We start from the raw sequence: 18,524 nt of genomic DNA, 5'->3' as shown, positions 1-18,524 counted from the left end.
CCCGTCGTACGACAGGAGCTCACCGTTCTCCCCGCGCCTGCGACCGGCCTTGCCCTGGCCGGATTGTGGGACCGGCCCCTGTACATCGTCGATGACGGGGCCCACCTGACCGAACCACTGACCGGCATGCTGCGCGACCACGGCATCGAAGCACGGTTGGTCGACACCTGCGCCGACCTTCCGCCCGACGCCCAAAACGCCGTCCTGCTCACCGGGCTCGCTCCGGTCCAAGACACCCAGCGGGCACTGGACCTGCAGCAGGGAGCCTTCCGTGCGGCGCGGCAACTGGCGTCAGGGCTCACTGCCGACGGCGGCGTCTTCGTGACCGTCCAGGACACCGGAGGCGACTTCGGTCTCGGCGGTCGACAAGGCGAGAGGGCCTGGCTCGGCGGGCTGGCCGCGCTGGCCCGCACCGCGGCCAAAGAATGGCCCCAGGTTTCGGTCAAGGCGATCGACTGCGAGAGGGCGGGGCGTGCACCGCACGACGTGGCGGCAGCGATCGCCGGGGAGCTTTTGGCCGGTGGTCCCCTGCTGAACGTCGGACTGCGAGCTGACGGCACCAGAGTCACACCGCACGCTCTGGTCGCGTCCCCGGGCACGGGCGGCATCCCTGCTCACACGCAGGCCCAGATGACCTCGCCCGCAAAGGGCGAGCCCCCCGTCCCGGCCCAGGTGACCCCGCCCTCGCCGGGCGAGCCCCACACCTCAGCACCGCACCCCGACGCCGAGGACTATCCGGTCGGCCCGGACTCCATCGTCGTCGTGACCGGCGGCGCTCGCGGCATCACCGCCGCCGCACTGATCGCACTGGCTCGGGCGCGACGCCCCCGGCTCGCGCTGTTGGGACGAACCCCCCTGACCGACGAACCGCCGGGCCTGCCGCAGGGCAGCTCCCAGGAGGTGACACGGGCCCTCGCCTCCCTGCGGGGCGCCGGGGCAAACCCCGCCGCCATCGCCGCTGATGTACGGCAGATCATGGCCGTCCGTGAGGTGCGCGCGACCCTGGCCGCGATCGAGGAAGCGGGATCGAAGGTGCGCTACGAGACGGTGAACGTGTGCGACGCGTCCGCCCTCTCCCGCTGCCTGCAGCAGATCCGCGACGACTGGGGGCCGGTGACCGCCCTCGTGCACGCCGCCGGCGTCCTGGCCGACAAACTCATCGCCGACAAGACAGACGAGCAGTTCGCCCAGGTCATGACGGTCAAGGCCACGGGGCTGCGAGCCTTGCTGGACACGACCTCCCACGATCCGGTGCAACTCATCAGCGTGTTCTCCTCCGTCGCGGCGACCTTCGGCAACGCCGGCCAGTGCGACTACGCCATGGCGAACGAGACCCTCACCCAGGTGATGGCCGTGGAGTCCACACGGCGCCCCGGCTGCCGCGTGAAATCTCTGATCTGGGGGCCCTGGCGCGGCGGAATGGTCACCCCCGAACTCGCCGCCCGCTTCGACCGCCGCGACACGCCGCTGCTCCCGCCCGCAGCAGGCTCCCAGGCCTTCGTGGCCGAGCTGGCATCACCGGCGCCCTATGTCATCATCGCCGGTTCCCCCGGCGCCACCGGCGCCACCGGCGACAGCGGCGACAGCGGCGCCATCGGCGACAGCGGCGACAGCGGCGACAGCGGCGACAGCGGCGACAGCGCGCAACCCCAGCCGCTGGCCTCGGCTTCCCCACCTGCTCCGGCACAGATCACGGTGGCCGCGCGCAGTCATCCGTATCTCGCCGACCACGTCATCGCGGGCGACGCGGTGCTGCCCCTGGCACAGAGCCTGGAGTGGTTCACCGCTGCCGCACGCTCCTGGCGTCCTTCCTCACAGAGCGTCCTCCTACAAGACGTACGCGTGCTCAGGCGGGCCACCCTGGCTCATCTCGACACGGACGGCGACCGGTTCACCCTGCGGGGCGCCCGAGAGCGCGGCGCGCTGAGAGTCGAGCTGCGCAGCGCAGGAAGCACGCTCCACTGCAGCGCACGGATCGCCACCGCCCCGCGCGAGCCGGTACCACTTCAGCCGCCTGGGGAACTCGAACCCTGCCCCCCGCAGCCCCGCTACGACGGACACACCCTCTTCCACGGTCCGATGCTCCAGTCCCTGGCCACGATCGAAGGCATCTCCCTCACCGGCGCCCGGGCGACACTCACCGGGCTGCAGACCATGGGCTGGCCCGGCAGTACCTGGCAGACCGACGCGGCGGCCGTCGACGGCGCACTGCAACTCGCCCTGCTCTGGGCGGAACGCCTCTTCGGGGACGCGACCTTGCCGATGGCCATCGGAGAGTTCCACACTCCGCGCACAGGAGCGGCCCGCGGACCCGTCACCTGCGTGCTGCGCGCCACTCCTGCGCGCACCGCCCACGCCCAGTGCCATCTGACCCTCACCGACGACGAGGGGCTACTCGCCGACATCCGCGACCTCGAACTCGTCCTGAGGCCGTCATGACCACCCCCGCCCGCACCTTCGCCCGACACCACCTCGAACATCTCTCCCACGCCGCGGTCTCCGACGTGTTCGGCCCCCGCTACGCCATCCAGGACGACAGGGAACGCCAGACCCGTCCTCCCAAGCCCCCGCTGCTCCTCATCGACGAAGTCACCCACCTGGAAGGCACGCCGGGAGTCCTGAGCCGGGGCGCGATCCGCACCCGCACCTTCCTGCGGCCGGACCGCAGTTTCCTCGACCACACCGGCCGCATGCATCCCGGCCTGACGATCGAGAGCTCACAGTCCCTCCTCGTGCTGCTCAGCTGGCTCGGCGCGGACCTGGACAACACCGCGCAACGGGTCTTCCGGCTCCTGGGATACGAGGCAACCTTCCACGGTGCCGGAGCCCCTGCCGCCGGGGAGACTTCCGTCGCGGACGTCCGCATCCTCGACTACGCCCAACAGGACCAGTCGCTGATCGTCTTCTTCGAGGCGGAGTGCCGGGTCGCCGACGAACTGCGGCTCACCATCCGCGGGGCCCAAGCAGGCTACTTCTCCTACCAGGCGCTCACCGCCGCCCCCGGAGTGCAGTGGACCCCGAGCAAGGACACCCCTCCACCGGGGCGGGCGGCTGCCCCCGTCACGAGCCCAAGCGCGCACACATTTGGCCCCCCTCAGGTCCGGGCGTTCGCGGACGGCAGGCCCGCCCACTGCTTCGGCCCCGCCTGGCCGTCGGCCGGCTCACCACGCCTGCCCTCCGGTGACATGCTCCTTCTCGGCAGCGTCACGGAATTCGCCCCCTCCGGAGGCCCCTGGGCACGCGGCTATCTCCGCGCCGAAACCCCCGTCCGCCCGGACGACTGGTACTTCGCCGCGCACTTCCACCACGACCCGGTCATGCCCGGCAACCTGATGCTGGACGGCTGCTTGCAGGCGATGAGCTTCCATCTGGCCGCAGCGGGCCACACCATCGGCAAGGAACGCTGGCGCTTCGAAGCGCTCCCGAACCACCCCTTCGTCGTCCGCTTCCGGGGCCAGGTGACCCCGGAAGCGGGCCCAGTGACGTACGAAGTCTTCGTCTCGCACGTGTCCGCCCATCCCTACCCGACGCTCATCGCGGACGTCCTGGTCACCGTCAACGGCATCAAGGCCATGCACGCCGAACAGCTGGCCGTGCGCCTGGCTCCCTGCACATAAACCCCCGGCGAACTGCAGCCGTGTCGGCGAACCGCGTTCAGGCAGGGTCTGGAGCACGGTGGCGGCCAGTTCGGCCAGTGTTGTCAGCGAGATTTCGGGCCTGCGGGGCGGGCAGGACGGCCAGTGGGTGGCGCAGGTCATCGGTGCTGTGCCCGGTCACGTCTCTCCCTCCGGATACATGGGACTGCCGGAACGGGCAGGCGAGCGGCGTGATCAGCCGGAGCCGGTCTCCTTGGCCACGGTGAGGGTGGGCATGACCCAGCTGCCGTCCAGGACCGAGGGGTCGGGCCCGTACACGCGGATGGCGATGCTGAAGGGGCCGTCGGGCGCGGGGAGCCAGTTCGCCGCCTGCGCGGGACCGACGGGCCGCTCCTGCTGGACGTACAGGGTCAGGCCGCCGTCGTCGTCTGCTCCGCGATGCCTTTACACAGACCAATAACACCGAGCTCGCCGTGAAGTCCGCCGTCGGACAGTTCGTCGAACTATGCGTCAACGTCACGTGGATGCCCGCCTCGGGCTGGCCCATAAGCAAGGCTGTGCGCCGGGCAGCTCAGCTGCCCGGCGCATGTTCCCCGTGTCTTCCTGGGTGAGGCGGCCCTCCACCCGTGGAGGGGCCGGCTCACCCAAGGAAGTGGTTAGTGGTGGTTGTGGTGTCCGCCACGGCCCCAGGACTCGATGTCCACGGTGCGGTGGTGGCCGTTACGCAGGGTGGCCTTGTCGGAGTGGTTGTCCCACATGTAGTCGCGTCGGTCCTGATAGATGTGGGCGCGGGTGTCGCGGCCGGCACCGGTGTGGACCCGCACCGTGGAGCGGCCAGCCAGGCGTACGTCGCGGAAGCGGTAGCGGTTACCGTCATTGTCGCGCAGCGTCCAGCCGCGCAGATTTACCGTGTGGCGGGTGTTGTTGGTGAGCTCGACCCATTCAGCGTTCAGCGATCGGTTGGTGTGGTTGTCTCGTCCGGGACTATCGGCCTGCACGGCGCTGATCTCCACGCGCGGATGCCGGTGATGGTCGCGATCGGCGGCGGTAGCCGGCAGGGCGACGGCGGAGACGGCAGCGCCGGCGGCCAGGGCGGTGGCGGCAATACGGCGAGCAGTCGACGAAGCAGACATGAGTGATGTCCCCTCAAGAGCGGTGCCTCGCCAGCCGATACCAGCTGACGAGTGCGCGGTGCGTATTCCCGGCCCGGTGTGGGCCGAGGAACCAAACTGTGAAGCTTCAGTGAGGCCTGCAGCAGCCCCACGGCGATCAGTTACCGATCACGGACATTTCCGTGACTCTCGCCTGTATGGCCCACGCACCCGCTGCGGGTGTGCCCCTGACATCCGCTGAACGCTGCAACCACCCGTTGAATGATCAACGGCAAGCGCTTGTGTGCGCCAGCGCACCGCCCTTGACACCACCCGGCGCACCACCCGAATGGCTCACAGGCTTTGGTAACGGCCGTTCTGCGCATTTCTTCGCACAGCTAGGCCTGCTTCGCACAGGGACTCAGTGTGAATGGTGACTGATGCCCCGGCACCGCAGCCAGGTCCGCATCGCCCGGGAGCTGTAGCCGTTGTCGCCCAGCACGTGGGAGGGGCGAACCCGAGGCCGTCTGGGACCGGTGCGGGGCACTCGGATTGTCTCCATCACGGCGGTCAACTGCGTGCAGTCGTTGGGGTTCCCGCCCGTGGCCGTGAAGGCGAGCAGCGGCCCACCGCATCGCAGACCAAGTGGATTCTGCTGCTTAGAGGGCATCTGATCTGGATTACTGGTAGTTAGAGATGATTGTGTGACTCTTAGCGTCGGTCTTCGATATCGGAGACGTGAGTGTTCGTCGCCCGTATCGCAGTGACGTTTCCGACGCCCGCTGGGCGTTGATGGAACCGGTCTTCACTGACTGGCGGATGAGACGGACGGCGCCGGGCACGGTGGCGCGGGTGCACGATCTGCGGGAGATCGTCAACGCCATCCTCTACGTCAACCGCACCGGCATTCCGTGGGGGTACCTGCCCCACGACTTGCCGCCCTACAAGACCGTCTACGACTACTACGCCAAGTGGGAAGCCGACGGCACCACGCAGCAAGTCCACGACCTGCTCCGCGACAAAACCCGGCAGTCTCACGGCCGCGATCTGCAGCCGACTGCGGCGTTGATCGACGCGCAGAGCGTGAAGACCTCGACAAACGTCGCCGAGAGCAGTCAGGGCATCGACGCCGGCAAGAAGATCAGAGGCCGCAAGCGGCACGTCATCACCGACACCCTGGGGCTTGTGCTGGCCGTGCTGGTCACGGCCGCGAACGTGCACGACACCGTCGGCGGCAAAGTCCTCCTCGACGAGCTGGCCGCAGCCCACCCCCGCGTGCCCAAGGTCTGGGCCGACGGCGGCTACCAGAGCAGTATCTTCAACCACGGCGCAAGACACCGCATCGACGTGGAGGTCGTACAACGGACGCGGACCAAAGGCTTCGAACCGCTCCCGAAACGGTGGGTGATTGAGCGGACCTTCGGCTGGCTGATGCAGCACCGCCGCCTGGCACGGGACTACGAAGCACTGCCGCAGAGATCCCGCACGATGATCCACTGGGGCCATGGCTAACTAAATGGCCCGCGAACTGACGGGAGAATTCACACCAACCTGGCGAATCGAAACAGACATGTCGACCGTAATAGCCTGAACGGTGATCAGATGCCCTCTAAGAGGTCGTTTTCACATGTGAAGCCTGTTTCATCCCAACATGCACCCGTGGCAGGGCATGACTTGAGGGACGACAAAGGCGGAGGCGCTCCATGGGTCGCCTGTGAGGCCCGACTTGCCAGTCTCATCCTGCGAAGCCTGTCTCATCCCAAGACGCGCACCGATGCCCCCTCCGTCTAACGGAGGTGTGCCGGAAATCGACACGCGTGGGACCCAGGACGAGTTAAGAGATACATGAGGCGGAGCAAACCAGCTGAAAACGACCTCTAAGGCCGCCCGGGGGCGTCCGAGGCAGGGGTTGCGGAGCCCCCTTTGAGCACCGGCGGCATGCTCGTGGTCCCGCACTAGCGTGGAGTCGACCGACACCAGCCAGTCACGTCCCCGGCCGCATCAGCCCGGGCCTGGGCCGCCTGGAGCATCCGCTCAAAGGTGCCGTTCAACGCCCAGCGGCGGAAACGAGTGTGGAGCGTGGACCACGAGCCATACCGCTCAGGAACATCCCGCCAGGCGATCCCGGTACGGAACTTCCACAGGATCCCGTTGAGCACCCGCCGGCCATCCACCCGCTGGGTCCCAACGGCAGCACGGGCAGCAACGGGCAGACGAACTCCCACTCAGCGTCTGACAGTTCATGATGACGTATCACCCAACCATGATCCAGCCCTCAGAATCATTTGAATACACCGCCTAGCGGGCCAGGAGGTGGCGCAGGACGTTCTTGGCTGTCCCGCGGGCCTGGTGCGACAGCTCGCTCTCCGACACGGAGTGGCCCTTGGCGTACTTCTCGACGTACAGGTAGCGGTCACGGCCCAGGTCGACGGTGACAGCGCCGGACCACTGGTCTCCGTAGCTGATCTGTTCGGCGGCGCTGCGTCCGCCGAGCCGCAGGGGCAGCGCCTTGGTGGGCATCACATCGGTGGCATCGGCCGTCTCGCGCAGCGCCTTGGCGCTGTCGAACACGGTCACTTCGTAGCCGCTGGGGTCAGGGTCGTCGTCCAGGGTCATCGAGTACCAGCAACTGACGTAGCCGTCACCCGAGTCCGGGGTGGCTTCGGCGGTGCCGATGTCCTCCTGCTGCGCCTGGCTGAGCAGCTCACAGACCGAGGCCTCATCCACCGAGCGGGTCACGGGCGCAGGCGGGGCGGCTGCCGCCTGGGACACGGCCTGCGTGCCAGGGGCCGGCTGCGAGCCGGGGCTGCAGCCAACTGCCGTCAGAACCACGACAGCTGCCAGGAAAAGAAACGGACCACTGCGTCGATGCATGGCTACCCCCGCACAGAATGTGACGAAACGCGTGTGGGGGGAAGGCGATCATAGCCTGCCCATGCGGCACCAGGCGGGCGTGCACGAGCCGTGCGGAGCGCACTACGCAGGCGCGACGCCGGTGTCGGCCGCCCCGCCCGGCGTCGGGCCCCGGATTCCATCGCCGCCGCCCTCCCCCAGCCGCCGAGCCCGGATTCGCCGGTGCAGTACTGCTCGGCTATGTGCAATGGGAGCTGATCGGAGGGCCATCACAGGATGATCTTGCGGTAGCCCCAGTTCGCGAAGTACAGGTGGGCGTCGTAGTACTCCTCCCCCGCGAAGGGAGATCAATCGCGGGTGCCAGCAGGAGCCGATCTATGCCCGGCCGCTTGTCACTCGAGCAGTGACATCCTGAGCTGAACTCGGAGACCATGCGTTCCCGCTGACCTGAGGAGCTGGTGCATGCGGGCGACAACCGGTCGGACCTGCGCATGGTGATCAGATTAGTGCGCAGCGGCCAGAGGCCAATTTCACCAGACGCAGCGCGGTGTGCAAGCCCGGCTAGGCAGCGGCCGGTCAGACTCGCGGTTATGACCTGTGCAGGAGACGGTCGAGCTCCATGCTCCGGTCACTTGCCCTGGGCAAACCGGCAAACCGCTCACGAAGTCTTGCCGCGTCCCCCAGCGAGAGCTCGCCCCCGCTCTGCTGCACCAGTGTGACAGCTGTGCGAATCCCCCAGTATTCGTTGAAGGGTTTGTCCTCCTTCTCCACGAGCGCACGAACCAGATGCGGGAGATGTTCCTCGTCACGGGTCGCGTAGAGCTGGGCGTAGGCAGCCAGTCGCATCCCCGGATCACTCGAATCCAGCGCCTCCTCGACATCGAAACCCTCAGCATGAGGCGTCCACGCCATCAGCTCCCCGAAGAGACGACTCATCGACTCGCTGCGGGCGGGGCCCCGCGGAGCCTCCCGCAGTTCCAGATACCTCGCGGCGAGGCCCCGAACCCTATGGAGTGCAGCGTCCGCGTCCTCCTGCCCCGAGCCAACGCTGGCCGCCCCGAGTGCGGCTTGTGCCGTGTTCGTCGCCTCCCCCGCGTTCCGCTCGCTGGCCTCGACTCGTTCTTCAAGCTCGCGGAACCTGACGGAGCCGCCGCCGGGGAAATCAATGCTCTCGAAGATCTCGCCGAGCCACGGAAGAGCCGCGACGATGAGCAACGTGACGGTGATCGTGTCTATCTTCCACTCCGGCCATACGGCGTGAGCCACCGCAAGGCCAAGGGCAGTTGCCGTGAGCAGCAGTGCTGCGGCGCGTGGGTGCGCTCGAATGGCCATACCGTCAAGAGTGGCAGAGAGGGGGACAGTTGCGGGGTCTGCACCCTAACCTGAGGTGTGTCTGCTGGGGGGAACCGTGTACGGCGACGACATTCCGCGAGACGAGATTGCCGAGAGCTATCCATCGGCGTACCCGGTGCTCGTGGCGTATGGCCATGTGCTGCGCGAGCTTCTCGACATGCTCTGTCGGGACGAGGTGCTGAAGGTTCACGCGGTGGAGGCCCGGGCCAAGGATCCCAGCAGTTTGATGGACAAATTCCGTCGACATCCCGGATACGAGCGCCTCTCCGACGCGGATGACGTGTGTGGGGTGCGCATTGTGACTTTCTATCTCGCCGATGTGGCGCGCGTGCGAGACCTGCTCCACCGGGAGTTCAAAATTCTCAAGGAGGAGACCCGTCAGGCGGTGTCACCCGACGCCTTCGGATACCAGAGCCTTCATGTCATTGCCTGCCTCGATGACCGGCGCAGCAGCCTGCCCGAATACGCCTCGTACGCCGAGTACAGGGTGGAGTTCCAGGTGCGCACGGTGCTGCAGCACGCCTGGGGCGTGATCAGTCACAGTCTCGACTATAAGAACGAGGCAGAGACGCCCCCAGAGATCCGCAGGAAACTCTTCCGAGTCGCGGCGCTACTGGAAACGGGTGATGAGCTCTTCGCCAGTTACCGCACCGAAATTCAAGACCTGCGGGCCCGGTACCGCAGCCAGGTCGTCGCCGACGACTGGGCAGGGCTTCCCGTCGATCTCGACTCTGTGCTGGCTAGCATGGAGCGGCTGCCGCTCAAAGAGATCGCCGTAGCCGCCAAGGAAGCGGGCTTCCAACCGCCCGAGTATCCGATGGATGACGAGGCCCCGGTGGTCCGTTCAGCGGTGGGACGCCTGGTGGCGGTGGCCGGAGCCGTAGGGATAAAGACGCTGGGCGACCTGGCCGCGCACATGTCCGCCGTCCCCGCCCATCGCGAACAGCTCGCTGTGCTGGCCCGGGTGAGCAAGCAGCACGGCTTCACCCCCCTTGCGGATCCCTTCGACATCACCGTATTCGCCATGCTCCTTGAGCATCCGGAGCTGCGCGTGAAGCTCGCCATCACCTTCACTCGGCCGATCGAGACCGGCCTCGATGAAGTCCTGCGGACCAGGAATGCGGTATGAGCGAAGACCGGCAGGAGACCGCGGACTACACCAGGACTCTCGAGGAACGGGTCGTCGAGCTGCAGACCAACCTGGACGGAGTGTCCGCGCAGAAGGAACGCCTCGCGAACACGCTCCGCGAGGCCCGCGACCAGATCGTGCTCCTCAAGAACGAAGTCGACCGGCTCGCACAGCCGCCGGCCGGCTTCGGCATCTTCCTCACGGCATACGAGGACGGCACCGCCGACATCTTCACTGGGGGCCGCAGGCTCCATGTGAACGTCAGCCCCGGCGTCGAGCTCGCAGAGCTCCGACGCGGCCAGAAAGTCATGCTCAATGAACCCCTCAACGTGATCGAGGCCATGGAGTACGAGAGCGTCGGCGACATCGTCACGCTCAAGGAAATCCTTAAGGACGGCGAACGCGCCCTGGTGGTCGGACAAACCGACGAAGAACGAGTGGTGTGGCTCGCCGAACCCCTCCTCGGCGCCACCATCCGGCCCGGCGACGCCCTCCTGCTCGAGCCCCGCTCCGGCTACGTCTACGAAGTCGTGCCCAAGAACGAGATCCAGCAGCTGGTACTCAGTGACCCTCCTGACGTGGACTACAGCGAGATCGGTGGGCTCGACGAACAGATCGGCCAGATACGCCGTGCGATGGAACTGACCCAGCAACACCCGGAGTTATGCCGTCGAATCGGAATACGACCGCCCAAGGGAATCCTGCTTTACGGCCCGCCCGGCTGCGGCAAGACACTCATCGCCAAGGCCGTCGCCAAGGCGCTGGCCGGCTCACCGACGACGGAGCACGGATCGCGCGGTAGGTTCCTGAGCATCGAAGGGCCCGAGCTGCTCAACAAGTTCGTGGGCGAGACGGAACGCCACATCCGGTTGATCTTCGAATGGGCGCGCGCAACCGCGCGCAGCGGTATTCCCGTCGTAGTGTTCTTCGACGAGATGGAATCACTGTTCAAGGCCCGCGGCACCGGCGCATCCTCCGACGTCGAATCCACGATCGTGCCCCAGCTGCTCGCCCAGATCGACGGCGTGCGAACACTCGACAACGTGATCGTCATCGGGGCATCCAACCGTGAGGACCTGCTTGACCCGGCACTCCTGCGGCCTGGACGGCTCGATCTGAAAATCAGGGTGGAACGGCCGGACAAGGAAGCGGCGGCGGAGATCTTCAAGAAGCACCTGGATCCTGATCTCCCCGTATACCCCGAAGATCTCTCGGCTCACGGCGGAGATGCGAAGCAGGCCGTGGGCAACATGATCCATCATGCGGTCGAATTCCTCTACTCCGACTCGGAATCCAACCGATTTGTGGAGGTGACGTACGAAAGTGGCGACAAGCAGGTTGTCTACTTTCGTGACTTCAACTCGGGCGCAGCCATCAGGAACATAGTGGAACGCGCGAAGCGATCCGCACTAGAACGGCATCTCGGCACCCAAGATGCCCCACTCGGGCTGCGGGTACACGACATCATCCAGTCCGCCAAGGACGAAGTCCGCGACACCCAGCAGCTGATGAGTACAACGAATCCCGATGACTGGGCCCGGATTTCAGGCGCCCGTGGCGAGCGCATCGTCTTTGTCCGGACCCTGGGCCGTGCGGCACGAAGCTTCGCGGGCCAGGCGCTCGACGCTCAACGCAGCAATTACGGCCTGTAGAAACCGCGAAGTTCAGTGCAGAACAGTGATCTGCCTCCCAGCACCGCAGAGACGCGGCTAAACACCTGACGATCACCACACCGCTGTCTTCGTGCTGAGTCGCCTAACTAAAGATCTCTAAGGGCTGGGGTTACGGCGGTTGGAGGTCGAGGCCGGTCTTGGACATGAGGCCCTCGATGAGGCCGGGCCGGTACTGCATCCGTTTGAGCGGGTCTTCACCAGCGCGGTGAGCTGGTCGAGGCTGTGTTTGGTGAGGTTGGACAACGCCAGCCCACCCATTCGGCCCGCGCGACATCACGTGCAGACCTGACCTGTCCGCAGGTGGAGAGACGGGCGAGTCAGGGCTTCCACGTACGCAGGACGGCGGCGATCCGCGCAGTGGTGCAGTGCGGGTTGTTTAGTTCGTGGGCGAGCGCGGTGAGTTGTTCACGGGTGGGGTTGACGGGGATGTTGCTGGCTTCCAAATACATGACGGCGCTCGCGCAGGCGACGGTCAGGTTGGAGCGTTCCAGCCAACGGCACCGGCCCAGAGTGTGCACCAGGGCAGCTGCTCGAGCGTAAGGGCCGTCGTAAACCGGGTGGTCCAGGAGCTCGCCGCGGTGGCGGGCCACAGCGGCGACCGGCACCCCGTAGTCGTCCACACCTGGGTCACGGCTGCCGGCCCGCTCGGCAACCTCGAGGATCCAGGACTCATCGATGTGCAAGATCACGCCGCGGCGCCCTGCTGCGGCTGGTCAAAGGGCGCATCGAGCTGCTGCTCAAGGTCGTCGAGGAAGGCGCCGTGGTGATCGATGAAGGACTGCGCGGCGCTCATGCCGGCGGCACGGGCGCCGGTGGTGTCCTCGATGATGAGGCGCTCGATGTACCGGTTGAAGTCCAGGCCCCGGGCGGCCGCGGCGTCCTTGCCCGCGGCGAGCACCTCGGGCTCCAGCCGTACCTGCGTCTGCCTTCTCGCGGAAGTCATACCATCAAGGTAGCAGGGTGGTAGCAGTCATGGGGTGGTTCCGGTGCACAGCAAGCTAGCGGCCCGCTGGCCCCGCTGCTGCCGGTGCTGACGCTGGCCGGGGGCGCATGACGTGCTCGGCGTGCTGGATGCGGTGGCGGTGGCGGTCGGCAGGATGTGGAAGCGGCCGGGTCTGCTGCTGTCGAACCGCGTCGCACGGGTGCTGTCGCGGGGTTGCGCAGGACCATCCGCGCCTGGGTCGCGGAGGGCACGTCCCTCGCGGGCGTGCCGTCCGCGTCGAGCGGGAGCTGGTCGGATCTGTGGGTGACGCCGATATGGGCCGCCGCGGCGGGTGAGAGGGGCGCTCATCGCGATGCTGTTGGCGAGGTGGATGCTGCCGGAGCCGATCGTCCGTTACGTCAGAGGGTGGGTCATGGTTCTACTTTTTCGGTCGTACCAGGGGTGTTCTTGTTTGGGCGAGGTGGCTACTTCGTGTAGTTGTAGACAGTCGCCCGGGAGACGCCGAGCTGGTCGGCGATGAGCTGAGCGGAACTCCGGGTCTCGAAAAACCCCTCGCGATGCAGATGCTGGACCAGTTCGCGCTTCTGATCGCGGTGGAGGCCGCGGGGGGTGCTGGAGCGCGCAGCGGCGAAGGAGTCGATGTGCGAGCGGAGTTCACGTCCGGTGCGGTCACGCAGCGTCTCCAGCCTCGCGCCTGGGTGTTCGGCGCCCGTGGCGACCAGGTTGGCCAGGGTCAGTGCCAGCGGGGACAGCGTGCTGACGTCCAGGTTCAGGCAGAGGGCCGCGACGTAGCGCCCGTCGGCGTTCTTGATGCCGATCGAGGTGCTCTTGGCCGGGCGTCCGTCGGGGAAGTGGTTGCTGTAGTTCTGGATGACGCTGGGGTACTCGGGGTCCGCGATGCGGCGCAGCCCCAGCTCGGTGGCGGAGTCGCCGACCTGCCGTCCGGACAGGTTGTTCTCGATGGCGCGGATGGCGCTGTCGGGCCGGCGAAGATCGTGCAGGACCACTTCGCACAGGCCCGGGAACATGCGCCCGATGGCCACGGCGATGCGCTCGGCTTCTCGTACGAGGTGCTCGTCAGCGCGATCGCGTTCGGAAGGGTGTGTCACGGTGCTCTCCTTTCCTGGTATGGGCTCAGTCGGAGGGTCCGGCGAACACCGAGGCCATGGTCTCGGCGGACTTCAGCCCCGCACCGGTGAGCACGACCACGGTCGTCTCGCCCGGAGCGATGGCCCCTGTCTCGATGAAGTGGTCGAGGGTCGCGGCGGCGACGCTGCTGGTCGGCTCGGCGTACAAGCCTCGCGCGCTCAGGGCGCGGATCGCGGCGTGGATCTCCGCCTCGGACACGGCGCAGGCGGCGCCGCCCGAACGGCGAATGGCTTCCACCGCCTCGGGCAGCCGGACCGGGTGGGCGATGGAAGCGCCCTCAGCGATCGTCGGTACTCGCTCGCCAAGGCGGGCCGGGTCGATGCCGTTGAACGTGTCGACGATGGTCGCCCAGTGCTCGGGCTGCCCGACGAACAGACGCGGGAGCCTGTCGATCTGACCGGCAGCAAGTAGCTCGCCGAAGGCGAGGTCGCATCCGATGATGTTGCTGCCCGCCCCGGCCACCAGGACGACATTGTCGGGCGCGGTGAAGCCGAGGGATTCCCACATCTCGTAGGCGATGGTCTTGGTGCCCTGGATGAACATGGGGTGCCAGTTGTGGCTGGCGTAGTGGATCTGCTCCGACTGGCGGATCGCTTCGTCTGAGACCTCGTCACGGGTGCCATCCACGAGCTCGATCTCGGCTCCGTAGGCGCGAGCCTGGAGGATCTTGGCCGCCGAAGTGGCGGCGGGAACGATGATCTTGGCGCGGATGCCTGCGGCAGCGGCGTAGGCGGCCACCGCAGAACCACCGTTGCCCGAACTGTCCTCGAGCACCCGGGCCACGCCGTGTGCCGCGAGGTGGGAGATCATCATCGATGCGCCCCGGTCCTTGAAGCTGGAGGTCGGGTTGAACCACTCCAGCTTGAAGTGGACGCGCCGACCGGCCCAGTTGACTGGGATCATCGGCGTACATCCTTCGCCGAGGCTCACCCGGCGGGCGGCCGGGACAGGCAGGGCCGCGCCGTAGCGCCACAGGGACCGTTCGGCGGTGTCGATCTGATCGGGACGCAGACCCGGCAATGCGCTGACGGCGAGAGGGCTGCCGTCCACGCCCCGCCAGCGCAGGTCGTCCAGGGAGTAGCGCTTTCCCGACCGGTCGTACAGGTCCGGGGCAGTGACGGCTGAATGCTGTTCGACGCTCATGGACGGTCCCGGCTTCTCCTCGCTCGACGTGCTGCCCCTGGGGGCAACGGCGCGGTGATCACCCCGCCACCCCACATTAGACGGACTTTCTAGCTCTAGACAACGAATCCAACTTCTCGTCGATACGCCGACTGGAGCCGACCGACGGCGGCAAGGTCGAGCAGAGTGATCCAGGCCGAGAGCAGTCCGACTGCGCGACTGCGGGCTTCCGTGTGCCGACGTCCTTGGGATGGGCTTCCCGCATCAGCTCGACCGGCGGCCATGCTCAGCCCGAAGCGAGGTTCCCGACATGATCGCGGGGATCAGCAGGATCAGTTGGGAGAAACTGCAGGATCAGGCGCTGGTGTACCGGGCCCGGCTGGTATCCGGTTTTCGCCACCCGCGATGAGACCGGCCGAAACTCCCGGCCGTATCGCGCACCGTCGCCGTCAGCTCCGAGGAAGCGCGGCGCGTGGCCATAGGCCTGGTTAACGAGAGCGGTATAGCCCCGTACGACGCCGGTGTACGGGGCGCTGCCTGGCGCCAGCGGCCGATGACGCCCCCTACTGCACCGAACTGGGCCTGTCGGAGGTGAAGTTGGTTTTGGAACGAGCCGACAAGGCCGAGGGCCCGCGCAACCGAGACCGCCAGATGGAGCGCTTCACTGACCCGACCTCCTGCCCACTCTGGACGAGACTGTCGAGCTCAACCGTTCCCTCCACCGCTGACGCGCACCCCGGCACTGCCGCCAAGCCTGCCACGCCCCCTCAGACAGACCGCGCCCGCCGCCGGTCTAGGGCCGATGTAGCTCGTGATCAATTCCGGGCGATGCTCCCGTCGTCATCTGACCTTGATGCCCCACGCCACGAAGCAGATGCGATACGAGGCGAAAGTGCGGCATACGGCCGTGAGGCTGCGGGCGGGCACGGCATGAAGGCGATCAGCGATACGTGACAGTACTGTCGGCGCCATGACTGACAATTCGCTGCGTTCTATCACCATCGAGCGGGCCGGCCCGGGCCGGTTCACCGCGACCAACCCTCGCGGGGGCACGCTGAGCTTCGGCACCGGCGAGGGAACCGACTTCACGCCGGTCGAGTTGTTCCTCGCGGCGATCGGCGGCTGTACCGCGGCCGACGTGGAAGTCGCCACGAGTCGTCACGAAAAGCCGACCACGTTCTCCGTCACTGTCACCGGCAACAAGGTCGAGGACGAGGGCGGCAACCGGATGTCGGACCTCGAGGTCACCTTCGCAGTAGCGTTCCCCGACGGGCCGTCAGGGGAACGCGCCCGCGCGATCCTGCCCCGGGCCGTGAAGACTTCGCACGACCGTCTCTGCACGGTCAGCCGCACCGTCGAGGCGGGCACACCGGTCAGCGCGACCGTATCCGATAGGGCTGACGGCACCTGATGTCTGAAGGCGACAATGGGGTCCTTCGCGCCCTGCCATGACCGCATTCGAGATCGCGCTTCATGGGCAGATCATCCTCGCCTGCCAGACTGAAGTGGTCGATCATCCGGCCGTCACGCACATAGCACGGTGTGCCGTTGCGGGTAGGGCCACGGTCGGGGCGGCGATGGCGCTCCGTCGTCGTTTCCGGGCAGCGCAGGAAGAGCGAAGGGACCGTTGCCCGGAGTGCCTCGCGCAGCATCCGCCATTGCGGAGTGCGAGCGGAGTTGCCCACCGGCGGACCGAAGGACGCACAGAGCCGTTCCTCGTCCCCGCCGCGCAGCCAGTTCAGCCACGACCCGGCGCCGGTTCTCGTCAGCCGGCGTCAAGCGGGTGCGCTCCACGCAGATTCTCGATCTGGGGGTACGCCCGCTCACCTGCCGTCACTTTGACGCTGTGCCTGGTCAACGGCCTGGGGTCCGGAGAGTATAGCGGCGTGGTGCCAAGGTCGGGACGGGTTCCTGAGGCCCGTCCCGCAAGCGTCTGACCACGCCGCGCATAGCGACAACTACACGTACAGCATCGAGGCGTGTTCGGTGACCTACCCGCCGTGGCGTGGGAACAAGGGCCGGAAGAACTCTTCCTCAGGATCGGCCACCGCTTCGCCCGGATCGCGCCGCGGCGACGGATGGGACTACGTTTACGGCCTGCTCGGCCCGGTCGGTCGCAAGCACCCACCAATGCGTGGTCGAGTCGAGTGGCAGGCCGTAGGAAGCCCACGAGGTCGGAGCGGGTTCAGGCGGTGATCATGTGGAAGCCAGGAAACCGTTGCTCGCGTTGCTAGTGCTCAACGAAGTCGACGACGCGCTGGTCGGCGGTGGGTGGTTCATAGGCCTGCGGCGTCCAGCAGGCGCTTAAGGGCCTTATTGGTGGGGTGCTGACCGCGCAGCGCGCGGCACCGCTCGGCGAAGGCTTCCCTGGTGCCGTCGCGGTCGGCGAGAACGGCTAGGTCCCCGAGAAGCTGCACAGCGGCGGGGTAGTTGCGGCCCCTCTGGTACGCGATCATCTCGTGGACACGGCTCCACGCGGCCTCGGGATCATCTTGGATCGCGGCCAGCCGACGCTGCTGGGCAGCATGCGCCTGTCGACGTTCGGCTTCCTCGCGTTCGGCTTCTTCCTGCGCTTCGTGAGCGAGCCGCTCGGCGGCCGCCGCGGGCACGGCGGCCCGCAGTTGCGCAACGGTGCGGCCGGGCTCGCGAGCGGGAGTACCCGGGTGCGCCAGGCGGAACCGCCGGCGCAGCTCAGCGGCGGCGTGGGGATCGTCGTCGTGCAGGAGGCGCACCAACGTGGTGTCCTTGCCCGTCGACGGAAGCGTGCTGACCCAGGACACGTACATGGCGCACGTGGGCTCAGGATCGGGGTGAGGGAGCGGGGCGCACGCTGCGGTGATCAGGTCGGGGTCGATGCGCAGGAAGGTGGCCAGGTCAGTGAGGGAGTCTGGCAGGTCGGCGAGGCCGGCGGGAAGCGCGGGTTCGACATCGTCGTCGTCCAGGTTGTGGTTGGCCAGGCAGTGCAGCCAAGCCAGGTAGAGCAGACGCATGTCTCCGGCCGCGACATCGAGGCGCGCTTCAGCGATCGAGGGAAGCCATTTTTCTTCGCGGCCTCTGTCTTCGTAGTAATCGAAATCGAAGAGGTCGTTGAAGTCGTCGAGCCCCCCGTCCTCGTCGTCGGAGACCAACGTGATGAGGACGTGTTCGTCGTGCTGGCGGGCGTCGGCTGATTCGCCGGTGCAGTACTGCTCGGCTATGTGCAACGGGAGCTGATCGGAGGGCCATCGCAGGATGATCTTGCGGTGGCCCCAGTTCGCGAAGTAGAGGTGGGCGTCGTAGTACTTCTCCATGAGATGGTCGCAGCTGCCCTTGAAGTCGCCCCACTGATAGCTGTTCACGAACGTGGTGCGGGTGAGGGCAGCGCGGGAGGTCAACTGGCGGATCTCAGCGACTTGTTCGTCGCTCAAGGGCCGGTCAACGGCGAGAAACTGGTAGTGCTGATATTCGGACATCGCGGCCTTTGGCTTTCTCTCAGTATCGGGATCAGACAGTGAGGTCAAGGCTCGGGTAGAGACGTTGATGTTCGCGGGCTGTGTATGAGCCCTATCGAGCTGTACTCGCCATCGAGTTGCTCGACTGCACCAGTGCTGCGGCGGCGCTCCAGCGGCCGGACTT

The 18,524-nt window shown here is 66.9% G+C and carries 13 protein-coding genes and 4 pseudogenes; 6 read left to right on the top strand and 11 right to left on the bottom strand.

Annotation, left to right across the window (positions count from 1 at the left end; all coding sequences use genetic code 11):
- Positions 1 to 63: 63 nt before the first annotated feature.
- The gene (locus tag AB0M70_RS30185; RefSeq protein WP_365824743.1) at positions 64 to 2,439 is read left to right on the top strand and encodes an SDR family NAD(P)-dependent oxidoreductase; all 2,376 of its coding nucleotides are present in this window, start codon (positions 64 to 66) and stop codon (positions 2,437 to 2,439) included.
- The gene (locus AB0M70_RS30180) at positions 2,436 to 3,617 is read left to right on the top strand and encodes a beta-hydroxydecanoyl-ACP dehydratase (protein WP_365824741.1); all 1,182 of its coding nucleotides are present in this window, start codon (positions 2,436 to 2,438) and stop codon (positions 3,615 to 3,617) included. Before AB0M70_RS30185 ends, AB0M70_RS30180 begins: the two co-directional genes overlap by 4 nt.
- Before the next feature lie 213 nt (positions 3,618 to 3,830).
- Here AB0M70_RS30180 and AB0M70_RS30175 read toward each other — a convergent pair.
- From AB0M70_RS30175 to AB0M70_RS30165, 3 genes and pseudogenes are all read right to left on the bottom strand, one after another.
- Positions 3,831 to 4,016: pseudogene (locus AB0M70_RS30175) on the bottom strand (DUF1214 domain-containing protein); the annotation flags it as partial.
- A 236-nt stretch (positions 4,017 to 4,252) separates the two neighbouring features.
- Positions 4,253 to 4,729, bottom strand: coding sequence for a lamin tail domain-containing protein (locus AB0M70_RS30170; protein ID WP_365824739.1), 477 nt, complete (start codon positions 4,727 to 4,729; stop codon positions 4,253 to 4,255).
- A 397-nt stretch (positions 4,730 to 5,126) separates the two neighbouring features.
- A pseudogene (locus AB0M70_RS30165) lies at positions 5,127 to 5,264 on the bottom strand (IS5/IS1182 family transposase); the annotation flags it as partial.
- Between the two features lie 161 nt (positions 5,265 to 5,425).
- Between AB0M70_RS30165 and AB0M70_RS30160 the strand changes: the two are divergent.
- Positions 5,426 to 6,203: pseudogene (locus tag AB0M70_RS30160) on the top strand (IS5 family transposase).
- Positions 6,204 to 6,642: 439 nt separating this feature from the next.
- On the opposite strand, the gene AB0M70_RS30155 reads toward AB0M70_RS30160, so the two are convergent.
- The 3 genes from AB0M70_RS30155 to AB0M70_RS30145 all read right to left on the bottom strand — a co-directional run bounded on the left by AB0M70_RS30155 (position 6,643) and on the right by AB0M70_RS30145 (position 8,872).
- Positions 6,643 to 6,912: a transposase gene (locus AB0M70_RS30155; protein WP_365824737.1), complete on the bottom strand. Its 270-nt coding sequence runs from the start codon at positions 6,910 to 6,912 to the stop codon at positions 6,643 to 6,645.
- 73 nt (positions 6,913 to 6,985) lie between these two features.
- Positions 6,986 to 7,426, bottom strand: coding sequence for a hypothetical protein (locus AB0M70_RS30150; RefSeq protein WP_365824735.1), 441 nt, complete (start codon positions 7,424 to 7,426; stop codon positions 6,986 to 6,988).
- A 702-nt stretch (positions 7,427 to 8,128) separates the two neighbouring features.
- Positions 8,129 to 8,872, bottom strand: coding sequence for a hypothetical protein (locus AB0M70_RS30145; RefSeq protein WP_365824733.1), 744 nt, complete (start codon positions 8,870 to 8,872; stop codon positions 8,129 to 8,131).
- Positions 8,873 to 8,948: 76 nt separating this feature from the next.
- On the opposite strand from AB0M70_RS30145, the gene AB0M70_RS30140 reads away from it, so the two are divergent.
- Together AB0M70_RS30140 and arc are read left to right on the top strand one after the other, a co-directional pair.
- The gene (locus tag AB0M70_RS30140; RefSeq protein ID WP_365824731.1) at positions 8,949 to 10,022 is read left to right on the top strand and encodes a hypothetical protein; all 1,074 of its coding nucleotides are present in this window, start codon (positions 8,949 to 8,951) and stop codon (positions 10,020 to 10,022) included.
- Positions 10,023 to 10,030: 8 nt separating this feature from the next.
- A pseudogene (arc, locus tag AB0M70_RS30135) lies at positions 10,031 to 11,674 on the top strand (proteasome ATPase); the annotation flags it as partial.
- A 338-nt stretch (positions 11,675 to 12,012) separates the two neighbouring features.
- Here the strand turns inward: arc and AB0M70_RS30130 are convergent.
- The 4 genes from AB0M70_RS30130 to AB0M70_RS30115 all read right to left on the bottom strand — a co-directional run bounded on the left by AB0M70_RS30130 (position 12,013) and on the right by AB0M70_RS30115 (position 14,930).
- Positions 12,013 to 12,384: a fic family toxin-antitoxin system, toxin component gene (locus AB0M70_RS30130; protein WP_365824729.1), complete on the bottom strand. Its 372-nt coding sequence runs from the start codon at positions 12,382 to 12,384 to the stop codon at positions 12,013 to 12,015.
- Positions 12,381 to 12,638: a hypothetical protein gene (locus AB0M70_RS30125; RefSeq protein WP_365824727.1), complete on the bottom strand. Its 258-nt coding sequence runs from the start codon at positions 12,636 to 12,638 to the stop codon at positions 12,381 to 12,383. Before AB0M70_RS30125 ends, AB0M70_RS30130 begins: the two co-directional genes overlap by 4 nt.
- A 464-nt stretch (positions 12,639 to 13,102) precedes the next feature.
- On the bottom strand, positions 13,103 to 13,747 hold the full coding sequence (locus AB0M70_RS30120; protein WP_365824725.1) for a PAS domain-containing protein: 645 nt from the start codon (positions 13,745 to 13,747) through the stop codon (positions 13,103 to 13,105).
- A 25-nt stretch (positions 13,748 to 13,772) separates the two neighbouring features.
- Positions 13,773 to 14,930: a pyridoxal-phosphate dependent enzyme gene (locus AB0M70_RS30115; RefSeq protein ID WP_365824723.1), complete on the bottom strand. Its 1,158-nt coding sequence runs from the start codon at positions 14,928 to 14,930 to the stop codon at positions 13,773 to 13,775.
- A 949-nt stretch (positions 14,931 to 15,879) separates the two neighbouring features.
- Here AB0M70_RS30115 and AB0M70_RS30110 point away from each other — a divergent pair.
- Entirely contained in the window at positions 15,880 to 16,320 is a 441-nt protein-coding gene (locus AB0M70_RS30110; protein ID WP_365824721.1) for an OsmC family protein, read from the top strand.
- Between the two features lie 865 nt (positions 16,321 to 17,185).
- On the opposite strand, the gene AB0M70_RS30105 is transcribed toward AB0M70_RS30110, so the two are convergent.
- Positions 17,186 to 18,361, bottom strand: coding sequence for a hypothetical protein (locus AB0M70_RS30105; protein WP_365824719.1), 1,176 nt, complete (start codon positions 18,359 to 18,361; stop codon positions 17,186 to 17,188).
- Positions 18,362 to 18,524: the final 163 nt, after the last annotated feature.

The sequence above is a fragment of the Streptomyces sp. NPDC051214 genome, assembly GCF_040682375.1.
In the GTDB taxonomy this organism is placed as follows: Bacteria; Actinomycetota; Actinomycetes; order Streptomycetales; family Streptomycetaceae; genus Streptomyces.
This window is presented reverse-complemented; position numbering and strand designations above follow the sequence as displayed.